The 14237-nt window shown below is 52.0% G+C and carries 13 protein-coding genes and 1 pseudogene; 11 read left to right on the forward strand and 3 right to left on the reverse strand.

Features of this window, described 5'->3' with window-relative positions:
* Positions 1 to 106 precede the first annotated feature (106 nt).
* The 5 genes from SH580_RS00800 to SH580_RS00820 all read left to right on the forward strand — a co-directional run bounded on the left by SH580_RS00800 (position 107) and on the right by SH580_RS00820 (position 6967).
* Positions 107 to 1627, forward strand: coding sequence for an alpha-L-fucosidase (locus SH580_RS00800; RefSeq protein ID WP_319833102.1), 1521 nt, complete (start codon positions 107 to 109; stop codon positions 1625 to 1627).
* A 95-nt stretch (positions 1628 to 1722) separates the two neighbouring features.
* A complete protein-coding gene (locus SH580_RS00805; protein WP_319833103.1) occupies positions 1723 to 3186 on the forward strand; it encodes an arylsulfatase in 1464 nt (487 codons plus the stop codon).
* 31 nt (positions 3187 to 3217) lie between these two features.
* On the forward strand, positions 3218 to 4597 hold the full coding sequence (locus SH580_RS00810; protein ID WP_319833104.1) for a sulfatase family protein: 1380 nt from the start codon (positions 3218 to 3220) through the stop codon (positions 4595 to 4597).
* Positions 4598 to 4655: 58 nt separating this feature from the next.
* Positions 4656 to 5885: a dienelactone hydrolase family protein gene (locus SH580_RS00815; protein WP_319833105.1), complete on the forward strand. Its 1230-nt coding sequence runs from the start codon at positions 4656 to 4658 to the stop codon at positions 5883 to 5885.
* Between the two features lie 89 nt (positions 5886 to 5974).
* A complete protein-coding gene (locus tag SH580_RS00820) occupies positions 5975 to 6967 on the forward strand; it encodes a ThuA domain-containing protein (protein ID WP_319833106.1) in 993 nt (330 codons plus the stop codon).
* 133 nt (positions 6968 to 7100) lie between these two features.
* On the opposite strand, the gene SH580_RS00825 is transcribed toward SH580_RS00820, so the two are convergent.
* Genes SH580_RS00825 through SH580_RS00835 form a run of 3 tightly spaced genes read right to left on the reverse strand, consistent with a single transcriptional unit; the run spans position 7101 to position 9899 of the window.
* Positions 7101 to 7226: a hypothetical protein gene (locus SH580_RS00825; RefSeq protein ID WP_319833107.1), complete on the reverse strand. Its 126-nt coding sequence runs from the start codon at positions 7224 to 7226 to the stop codon at positions 7101 to 7103.
* A 20-nt stretch (positions 7227 to 7246) separates the two neighbouring features.
* Positions 7247 to 7903: a response regulator gene (locus tag SH580_RS00830; protein WP_319833108.1), complete on the reverse strand. Its 657-nt coding sequence runs from the start codon at positions 7901 to 7903 to the stop codon at positions 7247 to 7249.
* A gap of 10 nt (positions 7904 to 7913) precedes the next feature.
* Positions 7914 to 9899 (reverse strand): sensor histidine kinase, encoded by a 1986-nt coding sequence (locus SH580_RS00835; RefSeq protein ID WP_319833109.1) that lies wholly within the window; start codon positions 9897 to 9899, stop codon positions 7914 to 7916.
* Positions 9900 to 10042: 143 nt separating this feature from the next.
* Between SH580_RS00835 and SH580_RS00840 the strand changes: the two genes are divergently transcribed.
* From SH580_RS00840 to SH580_RS00865, 6 genes and pseudogenes are all read left to right on the forward strand, one after another.
* Positions 10043 to 10306: a hypothetical protein gene (locus SH580_RS00840; RefSeq protein WP_319833110.1), complete on the forward strand. Its 264-nt coding sequence runs from the start codon at positions 10043 to 10045 to the stop codon at positions 10304 to 10306.
* Between the two features lie 205 nt (positions 10307 to 10511).
* Positions 10512 to 10688: a hypothetical protein gene (locus SH580_RS00845; protein ID WP_319833111.1), complete on the forward strand. Its 177-nt coding sequence runs from the start codon at positions 10512 to 10514 to the stop codon at positions 10686 to 10688.
* Positions 10669 to 11076: an SGNH/GDSL hydrolase family protein gene (locus tag SH580_RS00850; protein ID WP_319833112.1), complete on the forward strand. Its 408-nt coding sequence runs from the start codon at positions 10669 to 10671 to the stop codon at positions 11074 to 11076. Before SH580_RS00845 ends, SH580_RS00850 begins: the two co-directional genes overlap by 20 nt.
* 29 nt (positions 11077 to 11105) lie before the next feature.
* Positions 11106 to 11375, forward strand: a complete 270-nt coding sequence (locus tag SH580_RS00855) for a hypothetical protein (RefSeq protein WP_319833113.1) — start codon at positions 11106 to 11108, stop codon at positions 11373 to 11375.
* 22 nt (positions 11376 to 11397) lie between these two features.
* Positions 11398 to 11991, forward strand: a pseudogene (locus SH580_RS00860) (GDSL-type esterase/lipase family protein); the annotation flags it as partial.
* On the forward strand, positions 11966 to 14233 hold the full coding sequence (locus tag SH580_RS00865) for a glycoside hydrolase family 3 N-terminal domain-containing protein (RefSeq protein WP_345786211.1): 2268 nt from the start codon (positions 11966 to 11968) through the stop codon (positions 14231 to 14233). The pseudogene SH580_RS00860 and the gene SH580_RS00865, both read left to right, overlap by 26 nt.
* The last annotated feature ends 4 nt before the right edge of the window (positions 14234 to 14237 follow it).

Here is a 14237-nt window from a genome sequence, read left to right on the forward strand (position 1 = left end):
TCATAGGGGAAGGCTCCGCCATTTTCAATTCACCCATGAGACGCTTCGGATTTCGTTTGAACGAAGTCTTTGTGACGCGGCGCTCTTTAATATTGTATAATTGATTATGGAAAAATGTCTACCAGTGACCATTGCCGGCCTTCTTTTGGCCAGCTCACTTTGGGCGCAGCCGCTGCAAACTGCCTCGGAGCCCACCGGCTTAATCGTCGAAAAGAACGTAAGCCTGACCGCCAATGAGAACGATGATAGCTTATCCGGTGAGCTTAAGCTTCCTATGCGGGCCGCGGAGCAAATTCCCGCAGCTGATGCAGGCGATCAAGAACGCATGCAGTGGTGGCGTGAGGCTAAATACGGCATGTTCATTCACTGGGGATTGTATGCCGAGCCGGCGCGTGGCGAATGGGTCATGATCGATGAGGAGTGGCCTGTCGCAGACTATGCGGCGCTGGCTAAAGATTTTAATCCGACTGCGTTTGATGCGACCGAGTGGGTCAACGTCGCCAAAGAAGCAGGCATGAAATACATGGTGATTACTGCGAAGCATCATGACGGCTTCGCGATGTATGATTCGGAGGTGAGCCCATTCAATATTGTCGATGCGACTCCTTATAAAAAGGATCCGTTGAAAGCACTTTCCGAAGCGTGCGAGCAGGCGGGCATTCAGTTTGGTATCTATTATTCGCAGGCCTTTGACTGGTATCATCCGGGGGGTAAGATCCCGCGTGGTGGCGCATGGGATCCCGCTCAGGAAGGAAGCTTCGATGATTACTTTAACGAGATAGCGATTCCACAAATTCAGGAAATCATCAAAGGATATAATCCCCACGTGATCTGGTTTGATATGCCTGCAGGCATGACAGATGAAAAGTGTCGGCAGATGATGGATGTCATTCGCGGCCTCAAGCCGGGAATGATTGTGAACAGCCGCCTAAAATTCACTGGCCCCAAGACTTCGGTGCTTCAACCGGATGAGCTAACGCTCCTTCGTGAGCTTGGTGTCGACTACCTGACCTACCGCGACCGTGAGATACCCGAAACAACGCTCTGGCGTGATTGGGAGACCTGCATGACCTTGAATCACTCCTGGGGCTTTACCGAGGGCGATGAAGACTGGAAGGATGCCAAAACCATTATCGAAATGCTGGGTCGCGTCGTGAACATGGACGGTAATTTTTTGCTGAATTTTGGTCCAACAGCTGAGGGCCGGTTACCTACCGAAGCGGTCAAAAGTGTCAAAGAAGCCGGTGCATGGCTCAAGGTGAATGGAGAAGCGGTGTATGGTGTGCGTGCCAGCGAATTAAAAGATTTCGATATCCCTAAAGCGACCCGTGCACCGAATGGTCGCTTGCGCTCCGTGACGCCAAAAGTGAAATGGCTGGCAACGGCTCGACCCGCTGACGCAGCGATGGGAGCTCCCGCTAAACTCTATATACAAATATTCGAGTGGCCGGGGTCGACCTTGGAGATTACAGGCATTGAAGGTAAAGTGAAGCGTGCTTACTTCCTCGCGGATGCCACTCAATCACCGCTTACCTTCCAACAAAAGGGGGAGCTTTTCTCGGTTGAGTTACCTCAAACTGCACCCGATCCAATCGCGACCGTGGTCTGCCTCGAACTCGCTGAGTAAGCAGCTCTTATTTGAGAAACATAATTAAAATGAAACGAGCGCTAATTACAGCATTCGCCATTAACCTATAGCCATAGATGTTAAAAATGAATCCAATGAAGACCTTCGTATATGTCGCCTGCACATGCGCCCTTTTCTTGACAGCGCAGCTAGATGCAAAATCGCTGGCAGGGAGTCGCCCAAACATCATTCTTGTGATTTCGGATGACCAAGGCATGGGAGATCTTTCCTGTATGGGCAACGAGCTGGTGAGAACGCCGAATATTGATCGTTTCTACGAAGGCGCCACGCGTTTCACAGACTTTCAGGTTAGCCCGACCTGTGCGCCGACACGGGCGGCACTGATGAGTGGTCGTTTTCCGTTCAAAGTAGGGGTCACGCATACGATTCAGCAGCGTGAGCGCATGGCTTTGGATGTATTCACCATGCCACAGGTTTTGCAGTCTGCGGGCTATGCCACGGGTCTATTTGGTAAGTGGCACTTGGGAGATGAGTCGGAATATTTACCACAGTCGCGCGGTTTTGATGAGGTGCTCATGCATGGAGCAGGCGGGATCGGACAGACAAAGTATGGCGACTTTCCTGCGAATGAAACGAATCCTTATTTCGATAACGTGCTCTTGCACAATGATACCGTCGTTCAAACGAAAGGCTTTTGCACGGAGATCTTCTTCGATGCTGGTTTGGCTTGGATTAAAGAGCAACATGCAGCTGAGGTCCCTTACTTTGCTTATATTGCACTTAACGCACCCCACGGCCCATTCATCGCTCCGGATGCGAACAAAGAGCGTTTGCTCGTCTTGGGTTGTGACGAAACGTCGGCTGCCCGCTTGGGGATGGTCGAAAACATTGATGAGAATTTCGGAAAATTGATGTCCAAGCTCGAAGAGTGGGGCGCGTTGGAAAACACGATCGTGATATTCATGACCGATAACGGAGCCGTGAGAAAAGGGAGGACGAAGGAAACTCCATACTTCAACGCCGGACTAAAGGGCGGGAAAAACTCGCCCAACGAGGGAGGCACACACGTGCCGTTCTTCGTGCAGTGGCAGGGCGTGACGCAAGCTGGCACCGACATCGGTGCATTAGCGGCTCATATTGATCTCTATAAGACCTTCAGTGAGCTAGCTGGTGCGACGCTACCGGCTGAGATGCAGGACTTGGACGGTCGCTCGCTCGTGCCACTACTTGAAGACCCAGAAGCTGATTGGGAAGACCGTGAATTATTTATTCACTGCGGCCGTTGGAGGGCAGGGGAACAGGAAAAACATAAGTATGCAAAGTGCGCGGTGCGGACTCAGCGTTGGCGCTTGGTCAATAATCAGGAGCTCTATGATATCTCGCGTGATCCCGGCGAAAAGAAGGATGTGGCTCAACAGTATCCAGAAGTCGTTGAGCAACTGCGTAAGTCATACGATGCGTGGTGGGATTCCGCTCTGCCATTGATGGTCAACGAAGGTTTACCCGTTATCGCGCCCAAAGATCAGCCCTTTGCGATACTCTATGACAAGCAACTCAAAGAAAAGGGTATCCCTGATTGGGCGCCTGCTGAGTTATAGTCACTTAGTGCGCATCAAACTTCACACAGCTATGAAACTAATACGATCTATCCCGAAAATCATCTCTTGTTTGATCTTACCTGTGCTCGTGCTACAGGCAGAATCAAAACCACAACCCAATGTTGTCGTTTTTCTTGCCGATGATATGGGCTGGGGGGACGCCGCCTGTTATGGAAATGAAAAGGTGCAGACTCCGAATATTGATAAACTGGCTTCGCAGGGCATTCGCTTCACCCAGGGCTATTCGGCTTCAGGTGTCTGTTCACCATCACGGTCGGCTATTTTAACAGGGAGAACACCTTATCGAAATGGCGTTTGGAATCATTTGTCCGGCCTTGGGCAGACTCATTTGAGGGAGAGAGAAATTACTTACCCAAAGCTGCTTCAGCAAGCAGGCTATGAAACCTGTCATGTCGGCAAATGGCATTTGCTGAGTCGGAATCAATTTGAAGATTACGAGTATCCACATCCTGATACGCATGGATACGACTACTGGATGGCCACCCAAAACAATGCCATGCCGAGTCATGAGAATCCGGTTAATTTTGTTCGCAACAGAGAAAAGGTGGGAGAGATGGAGGGGTTCTCCGCGCCACTTGTTGCCGCCGAGGGCATACATTGGTTGAAGGATCTGCGTAATAAGGAAAAACCATTTGTTCTCTCCGTATGGGTGCATGAACCTCATTTACCGATTGCGACAGACGAGCAGTTCAGCGATCTTTACCCGGGCCTGCCGGATCAGACTTATCTCGGTAATGTCACGCAGCTTGATTACGCACTCGGTATGGTTATGGATGCACTCGATGCAGAGGGCGTCAGCGATAATACGCTGATTGTCTTTACCTCAGATAATGGGCCGGAAGGTGGAGATACCCCTAGGAACGGCTCAACGGGTGGCTTGAAAGGACGTAAGCGCGCATGTTATGAAGGCGGTATTCGTGTGCCGATGGTGGTGCGCTGGCCTGGAATGATTGAACCGGGGCTCGTCAGTGAAGAGCCGGTGATTGGCTCAGATATTTTTTCAACGGTTCTCGATGCCACCGGGATCACGCTTCCGAGTGATCGCACGATTGATGGAGTGAGTATGATACCTGCGTTTCGCGGCGAGGCTCTAGAGCGCAAGCAGCCACTCTTCTGGCGCACGCCGGTTTCCTTCGGCGATTCGCGGCTTGCGATGCGGGTCGGGGACTGGAAAATCGTTTCGAACGATACGCTTGATGTGTTGCAGTTATATCACATTTCCGAAGACCCCGAGGAGACGAACAATCTCGCATCGGCTATGCCTGAAAAACTTGCACAGATGAAGCATCAACTGCTTGCAACATGGAACGCTATCGAGACCGAGGGGCCCAGTGAATGGTGGATCAACGCAACGGGCCGTCCTAAAAAAGGTGCAACATTAAACTACTAATTTCTTCTGAGTTAGATCGATCGCTCTGTGTCTACATTTAGCGCGAAAGAACAAAAATATGAAAACAATAAACAAGCTGTTTTGCTCGATCCTGTTGCTCATGACACTCCAGCCTTGGTGTGCGTATTCGGCGACTGTGAACGACCATTCCACAACATCTGGAGCGACTTCCTATGTGCTCAAAGGCACGGTCATGGACACCTCGGACAATTGGCTGAACGTAGCCCTCATTAGTCTGGCACCCCTTGGTGCTAAGACTCGGAGCGATGCAAATGGCGAGTTTACACTTGAATTTGAAATCGAAACGCCGCTTCAGCCGAACAAGCGCAAGCAGCTCGCGCGACTGATCGTCGAGCGTGAGGGACATGTCACTAAGAAGATTCCAATTAAGTCGATGGACTATTTTACGGCTGAAAAACCCATCGAAATTAAGCTTGAGCCCTTGCCGGTAGACTCGAGTCTGCTTGGTTTTAGCGTTGAGATGGAATCACCAGAGGGGCGCAAAGGGACGGAGGCCCAGTTTCATGTGTATATCCCGGAATCGATCGAAAAAGTTCGCGCCGCATTTTATATTTCGCGGCATGGTATGGGCGATCTTACGAAGTCAGTGCTACGGGCCTTTGCTGAAGAAGAGGGCGTCGCGCTCGTTGGCATGTATGGCGATCCCGTGCAGCGCGGGGTGGACGATGTCGCGATCCTCGACCAGCACTTGCAACGCTTGGCTGAGCTGTCTGGGCACCCGGAGCTGCCGCATGTGCCGATCATGACTTTTGGACACTCCAACGGCACGGGGTTCGCTGCCAGTTGGCCACGTGATCGTCCGGAGCAGGTCATCGCTTGGGTGGCTTTTCATCCCGGGTTTTCTAACTACTTACAGTATCCGAATACAGAGACTGTGCCGGCCATGGTGATGTGTGGCACGGCGGATAAATATCTCCTCAGAAGCCGACAGGATGAAGTGGTGGCCAAGATGCGCCAGACCCGAGATGCAGCCATGTGCGTGATGATGGAGGGCGGCGTGGGGCATGGTCCGGCCGATGCGGACGCGACTTGGGAGTTTATCACTGAATACTTAAAAGCCGCCATGCGCATCCGCCTTGCGGAAGACGGGACATTGAAACCTGTCGACATCGAAGCCGGCTGGTTGGGAGCTGTGTATGATTTTGAAGCTGGCGGGCGTCAGGCATTGGACGTCGCACCTTATACTAAATTTAAAGGCGATCGATCAACCGCCAATTGGTTGCCGGATGGAGCGTTTGCCGAAGCCTGGCAGAGCTATGGCAAATAGGAACCGGCGCAGTAAGACAAGCTACCACCTCAGTCGCCTCGTCAAAATGGTCTTTGCAAAGGTGAGCTTATACGCTTTGAATATGCACCATGAATAGCGTCTTTTCCCTTTCTTGTCTTCTGTTGGCTGGCTCGCTCAGTGCGGCATCCAGTTGGGTGCCGACCTTCGATGACCCACCTGTGCCTGCGGCACGTGTTCAGGCAATCGAAGCCGCGCTGCCGAGCACGTCGATTGTGGCTCCTGAAGCTGCGCGACGTGTGCTGGTCTTCAGCGCCACTGCGGGCTATCGTCATGGTTCCATTCCGACGGGCAAGCTGGCGCTGGAAAAGCTCGGCGTCGCGACCGGTGCCTACGAGGCAGTTGTGAGCGACGATCCTGCCAACTTCGAAGCGGATGCATTGAAAGGCTTTGATGCGGTGGTCTTACTCAGCCCTACGCGGGATTTCTTTATGCCCTCGGGGAAGCAACGGGCGGATTTTTCAAAGGAGGACTGGGCGTGGCTACAGGCTCGGCATGATCGCCTGGTGGACAATCTGCTCGCATACGTGGCGCAGGGCGGGGGACTGGTTGGCATTCATTCGGCCACGGATGCTTGTTACAATCACAAGGCTTACGGTGAGGCGATGGGCGCTTATTTTAACGGGCACCCATGGATGGCGCGTCACACTGTGACCATCAATGTCGAAGATCCGGAGCATGCCCTGTTACAGCCGGTTTTTGGTGAACAAACGGATTTTCGAATCAGAGATGAAATCTACCAGTTTAAGGATCAGCCGTATTCGCGGGAGAAACTGCGTATCCTGTTGAGCTTGGATGTGGTACGCAGTGACCCGCCGCATGAGAAATCGCCCATGAAAAGAACGGACGGCGACTATGCGGTCTCTTGGGTGCAAGGTGTCGGCAAGGGCCGCGTATTTTACTCCAGCCTGGGGCACAATCATGAGATCTACTCTAATCCACTCATGTTGAAGCACTATCTCGCCGGCATTCAATTTGCCTGTGGTGATCTCAAAGCTGATGTCACTCCGAGCGCCCAATTAAAGCTGCCAAATGTCGCTGCTTGCTGCGCTCATACTGAGTAAAAGTTCACTCCATTGGGCAAAACGCAGCTGGCAGCGGTGTCGGCTAAACTACAGGAGCTCGAGTATCGCTTTGATTTTATTGCGTCGAGCCCCGCGTGGCGTTCATACAATACGAATATGACATTCCAGATGCCTACGAAGATGATTCGGAAGTAGAGGCCGCGGCGGCGGAATGACAGTTCAGTTCGATGGCTTCGATGGCTTCGAGGGTTTCTATGGATCGGATGATACGTATCTCTTCGGTGTAGGCTTTATGCATGGCTGCTATCACTAGTTTGGCTAACGGTGAAAGAAACCGCGCTCATGTGCGCGATTCACCGCTGCGGGCGCGTTCGTGACATCGAGCTTTTCATAGATTTTTTCGACGTGGGCGGCTACGGTGCGTGGGCTGATCCTCAGTTGCTGAGCGACTTCCTTCTTCTGTAAGCCTTCGCTGATGAGGGTGAGCACTTCCATTTCCCGCTCACTCAAAGGGTTCTCGTGAGAGATGGAGGGTGTATTTTTCTTCATTGTGCCAATGATGTATTTGGCAACTGTGGGGTCGAGTGAGGCGCCGCCATTCATAACGGTGCGAATGCCTTCTGTGAGTTGGTCGAGTGTATTGCTTTTGAGTAAATAGCCCGCAGCTCCCTTTGAAATCGCATGTAAGATGTCGGCTTCCTGATTAGATTGTGTGAGGATAATGGTTTTCGTTTTTGGAGTATACTCATTGATCCAATGGAGGGCATCGAGACCGTTCATGCCTGGTAGATTCAGATCGAGTAAAATGATATCCGGAGCATCATGGGATCTGTCTTGCAAGTTCCGCAGTGCAATTTCCGCTGTGCCATATTGTTGGATCAATGTAATGTCGGGTTCACCTTCGAGCGTGCGCTTAATTACATTCCGATAGGCGGGGCTGTCTTCGATCAGTATGAGCTTAATTTGTTTTTCCATTGTCGGGTGATTAGTGAATTAATTTCGATGTAAACCGGTGGCGTCTGCGGGGGTGTAATTGTAGTGTGATTTGTAATCCGCCGGTGGTGAGGTTCTCCGCGCTCACACGCCCTCCGAGTAGGCGGGCTCGGCGTCGCAGGGATTTGGGGATGTCCCGATCAATCAGGCCTTGGCCATTGTCACGGATGTTTAGGGTGATATTTTTGTTGTTGGCTGTCAATTGAGTGGAGACGTGGGAGGCACTGGAGTGACGCAGTATGTTTGTAAGACATTCCTTGTAGAACAGGAAAAGGTCAATGCGTCTGCGAGGCTTTAACTCCTGTAGACTGTTTTCGTCGTCAGGAAAATCGATATGATAGCTGAGGTCGGTGAGCAGACGGTCGGCGGTTCGCTTCATTTCTTCGAGCAAGTTAGCATGGATTTCTTTGGTTTCGAGCATGTTGGTGCAGTAGCGCGCGGTCTCTCCGGTTTCTTCGGTGAGTTCGCGCACTTCATCGATGACATCACTGAGTTCGGCCCACTCATCTTGTGCGTTCTTACGAGCGACTATTTTTTTTGCAAAGTCACCGAGTAAACCAATCGCGTGGAGGTTTGCGCCGAGTTCATCGTGGAGATTGGCGGCAATGCGCTCACGTGTGCGGGAGATTGCCCGTTGACGAGCAAATTGCTCCAGCATGACGACGATGACGACGATGAATAAGAGTATGGCAGCGAGCCAACTGATCCGTCGCATGTTGGCTTTTTGCTGTGCATAGCGACGGAACAATTCTTGCGTGATGAAGGGACGCTCGCTTTCCAGATCGTGACGGCGGGCGAGTTGCTGCATCCATGTCCGGATGGGGAGGATCTCTCCGTAGAGATTACGCCCGTCGGTCAATGCTTCCAGGTCGCGAACAGGATTAATCTTTTTATTTAAACTGGTGGGTTTCCCCAGAGCGACATTTCGCCCGTCTGAAAACAGTTCGATTTCGGCAAAACCTATTCTAAAGTTATCAGGCGGATCGACTTCGGTCAGTCGGACGTAGCGGCAGAATGCTTCCGGAATATTCCACATCATAATGGGACCCATTTCGCTGAGGCTTTCCGCGTTGGTTTGTAGGATGGTCACCGCATCTGAAAAGTCGGCTTGATTGGCGCCCTCGACTTTGAGGTGTCGGGGGATGCCCAAATCACCGGGATGGGCTTGTGGCACGGTGTCACTTTGATCGACCGCATGGAGGTGAATACTCGTGATGCGGAGGCTCTCAAGTAAATCGACGGTGATTGTGGATGGGGCATTGAATTGATTAATATAGGCGATGCTTTTTTCGCCAGACGCCGCATCCATTAAGTAGGGCATGTGACCATCCACAAGGAAACGTGGGTGCCAAGGGATTTCCGTGCGTGGCTCCCTTGGGGCTAATGAAAGGTTGAGGGGGCGTCTGAGTGCGACGTTTGTAGTGCCACTAAAGACGAGAAGCTCTGCGAATTGGAGTCCGTATTTTTGATCGAATGATTTTATAGAGAGCTCCGATACCTCGATCACTATATGCGTGGCTGGAATGCCTGCGACGGGGATGACGAGTGGTGCAATCCGAGGCAGTATGCCAGAGTCCGGACCGAAGTTAGCAAGCACGGTGCCCTCTGGATGCTGTGTGCTTTTTGCGATGATGCGGAACGCGGCGGGGAATCCATCTGCCTGAAAGCCTTTCTCTGAGTCACGCCAAAGAGTTGGCACGAGCACGACTTCGTCGACGGGGACCTCGTGCTCCAATTCGACTTCCACCGATATTGGAGTGTGTGGACTGTCGTAGCCTCTGGAGCGATAGCCGATCGACCCGACGCCACTACGGAGGCTCATTTCCGCAAGTTGCGCGAGCTCCGCATCGATTTCTGTCAGTCGCTGCTCGAGTTGCGAGAGTTTCAGTTCGTTCAGCGCACCGGAGGGATTCGCGCCTCTGGCAGTAGGTGTGCCTGCCAGCAGGGCCACTGTGAGGGCGAATAAACGAAGATACATGAATCAGTGTTGTAGCAGTATTTTTTGAAGAATCCAGCTTTCTGGTGAATAAACACGCATGAGTGCGGTATTGGTCATATGGCCGATAGACGGACATATGTCTTTGGGGTAGAATTTATTCGATAACTTTAATTCACATCCAAATGAATCAATCCTTCTTTATGACTCTCACCCTCGGTTCGAGCTTACTTCTGAGCAGCGCGCAAGCAGCGGTCATAACCTGGGACACTGCCACGAATGTCTCCATTGTCTCGGAAGTCTCGAATATCGGAACAACGGTTGAGGCGATCAACGGATCCTCAACTTCCGTGACTAATGCTTTTTCGTTGAATGGAGTGACCTTCGTGAGCAATGTTGATCTTCTGAGCAACGATACTACAAATGATACCATCTCTGGGAAAGTTTGATCCTATGTGACTTGAAACGGTAGCGCAGGTCCGTCTCAGACCGTACCGAGCGTTCGCAACTGATCGCCAACACGCCGCAAATGCGCACCGGAACGGTGCTGCTCTACCGGATCAAACTTTTTTCGAAATGGTAATGACAAGCTCGAACGTCCCCCAAGGCTGAGATAGACTCAGCTTCCATTTTTACCAATAGCAAAGGACCCCAATGAAAAGTCTTACGAAATTACTGCTGCTATCATGTGTGATGGTGGTCATGTATCAATCTGCGAGTGCCGAAATGAAGGATGATTTCGCACACGAACCGAGCAGTGCCAAGGAGGTCCAGGCAAAGCGTGTTGCTGAGCCAGACTGGAATCAAGAAGTTGGATATCTGGCTGGGTGACGGCGACTGGGATTTGATCACGTTTAATTTTGGGATCCATGATCGTCGTGCTTCAGACGCGGCCTACGAGAAGCGGCTTGTGCAAATCGTTAAGCGGCTCAAGGCGACGGATGCCAAGTTGGTGTGGGTCAATACCACTCCGGTGCCAGAGGGAGCCAATGAGTATGTGGCAGGGGCTGTCGATCGCTTGAACAAAGTTGCGGCTGCAATCATGAAGGAACAAAACATTCCGGTTCTGGATATGAACCGGGCGATCACTCCCTTGCTTGCCCAATACCAATTGCCCGAGAATTGTCATTTTAAGGAAGAGGGCTATCAATTTATGGGCAAATTGTTGGCCGATAAGGTTTTGGCTGAACTACCATCGTCGACAGAGAATTCACAATGAATACGCAGATCACTGGGAGGATGGCCAAGATGAAACCTAGACCATTTGCCAGCATGTTGATTGGTGTTTTGCTGCTGGGGCCCATTGCATTGCGGGCTGAGAAACCTGAAACTGTGGATATCATTTTTGCAGGTGGGCAGTCGAATGCCACCCAGGAATGGGCGAGCGGGATTCATCAAGTGCTGCTGGACAGCGGGGCCTTTTCCAATCTGCGGATGGATGTCTGGCATCTACCCCGTGTCGAAAAGGAGAAGCTTGGGCAGAAAATGGCTAAGGCTTTCGTGCAGAAGTTATACTAGAGCGTTCCGAATAATGAAATCAATGAAACACGCTTTAACATCTCTTGCTTTTCTCTTATTCACATTCGCTGTCGACGCGGGTATTACTCCAGGCTCGAAAGATCTGGGTGCCATTTGGTTTATCGGGGATTCGATCACCCAAAGTAACGGCGATGGTGATAGTCAGGGTTCACCCCGCAAGTCACTTTATGATTTGCTGTTGGAAAACGGTTATTCGTTTAGCTACACGGGGCATCATGACAGGAACTGGGATGGGCTCCCCGAGACAGGTGCTAATGTAGCGGATAATCTGTATCATTACCATTCGGGAATATCCGGAATCCGGATCGGCGAGGTTGGCGGCGATACTGGCGTTGCGCCTCGATTAGGGAATTTCTGGAAACGTGGCCGCTTGGCTGTTGTTAAGCCGAACGTCATCTTAATCATGCTAGGGACGAATGACGTTAGTAACATGGCAGATGCGCCCAGTCGATTGAAGAAGTTAGTCGCTGGTATCTATCAATTACCTGAGGTGGGGGATCCGACCATTTTCCTTGCAACGATTCCACCAAATCGTCGAACCGCACCGGAGCGTGCCAATGATACAAAAAATGTTGCCCTCTTCAACGCGGCCGTTCCCGGAATTGTATCAGCATTTCAAGCACAAGGAAAAGACCTGTCAGCTGGCGACGATTTATGGTTACAAGCGGATACTTCAGGATTTGCTGCCCACCGAAGACTGGAAGAAGGCGGTCTGGAAGGATGGTGCGGCCAATATTGACGAGCATTCTAATGGGGTCGGATATGGCTTTGATAAGAGTGCGCTGGATTTTGTTCGTCATGGTGAAGTCATGAATGAAGTGCAGCGTTGGTTTCTCGAAGAGACCCGCCTGGGGATTCCCGTCGATTTTACCAACGAAGGGATTCGCGGCTTGGCGCATCCCTATGCGACTAATTTTCCCAGCCAGTTAGGCCTCGGAGCAGCCTTTGACCGTGATCTGGTGCGTCGGGTCGGTGAGATTACGGGCCAAGAGGGGCGTGCTTTGGGCTATACCAATATCTATTCTCCCATTTTGGACGTGGTGCGCGACCCACGCTGGGGCCGCACGGAAGAATGTTACGGGGAGGAGCCTTATTTGGTCGGAGAGCTCGGGGTGCAACAAGTGCTCGGCTTGCAGTCGCAGGGAGTCGCTGCGACGGTGAAACACTACGCCGCTTACAGCACACCGCATGGGGGGCGCGATGGGAATGCCCGAACGGATCCGCAGATCCCGTTTCGTGATATGCATGAGATTTTGATGGAGCCTTTTCGCAAGGCATTCATGGAAGCGCATGCCATGGGCACGATGAGCTCGTATAATTCTTATAACGGCGAACCGGTCACGGGCAGCTCGTATTTCCTGAACGATCTACTGCGAGGGGAGTATGGTTTTAAAGGTTATGTTGTCTCGGACAGTGGTGCGGTCACGCGTTTGCATAGACAGCATGATGTCGCCAAAGATTTTAATGCGGCCACTGCCATGGCGGTTAATGCGGGGCTCAATGTTCGCACCTCATTCAAGCCGATGAGCCAATACGTCAACGCGCTGCGTGTGGGGCTGCGCAGAGGCATGATTGAGGAAGCAGTTGTCGATGCGCGGGTGCGCGATGTCTTACGTGTGAAGTTTGCCCTTGGCCTGTTTGATGCGCCCTATGTCGATCCGCAAGCGGCGCCAGCGATTGTTCGGACGCAGGCGAGTCAAGCGGTCGCTCTGGAAGCCGCTCGCAAATCGATTGTCCTGCTCAAAAATGACAACCATACATTGCCGCTGGATTCCAAGCGCTTGAAGACAGTGTTGGTGACGGGGCCTGTGGCGGATGATTACCGCGCACTGGTGAATCGATATGGCCCGATGAAGAGTGATCTGGTGACTCCTTTGACAGGCCTGAAGGCTTATCTCAAAGACGATGCTGAAGTGCTCTACGCGAAGGGGGCCGACTTCACTGATGCGCGCTTTCCGGAATCGGATGTTTTCAAATTGAATCCCAATGCTGCCGAGAAAAAGATGTTGGATGAGGCCATTGCGCTTGCGCAGAAATCGGACGTTATTATCGCAGTCGTCGGCGATGATCATTCGACCGTGGGTGAAGCTAGATCCAGGACGACGCTAGACTTGCCGGGGCATCAGGAGCTCTTGGTGCGGGAAATGGTAAAGACAGGTAAGCCCGTGATCGTGGTCTTGATGGGCGGACGAGCCGCCTCGATTAACTGGATCGATCGTTATGTGCCCGGCATTCTTGCGGCTTGGCACGGTGGCGAAGCGTCTGGCACCGCGCTCGCGGAAGTGCTTTTCGGCGACTACAATCCCGGAGGCAAATTGCCGATAACCTTTCCACGTTCGGTCGGCCAGATTCCGATGGCAGTGCCGTATCGTAGTGGTGCATGGTCGGGGCAATCGAAGAAGGTGGATCCCAATGGTTTTGGCTCCACCCGTGCCGTGGACCCGCTGTATTCGTTTGGCTATGGCTTGAGCTATACACAATTCGAATATGGCGGTGTCAAAGTCGAGCCGGCCAAGCCACGTATCGAACAGAGCATTACAGTGAGCTGTCGTGTGAAGAATGTCGGTCAGCGCGCTGGAGATGAAGTGGTGCAACTCTATGTCAAAGATGTGCTGGCATCGATCGTTCCATTTGAGCAGGTATTGCGTGGTTTCGAACGCGTCAGTCTCAAGCCAGGCGAAAGCAAGACCGTGCAGTTCACCATCAATCCTATGCGCGATCTTAAAATGATGGATATCAACAATAAATGGGGCGTCGAGCCGGGCGACTTCGATGTGCGGATCGGAGCATCCTCAACGGATATCAAGCAACGCGCGCAGTTCACTTTAGTTAATTAATCGA

Origin of the sequence: Coraliomargarita algicola, assembly GCF_033878955.1 — a bacterium.
Lineage (GTDB): Bacteria > Verrucomicrobiota > Verrucomicrobiia > Opitutales > Coraliomargaritaceae > Thalassobacterium > Thalassobacterium algicola.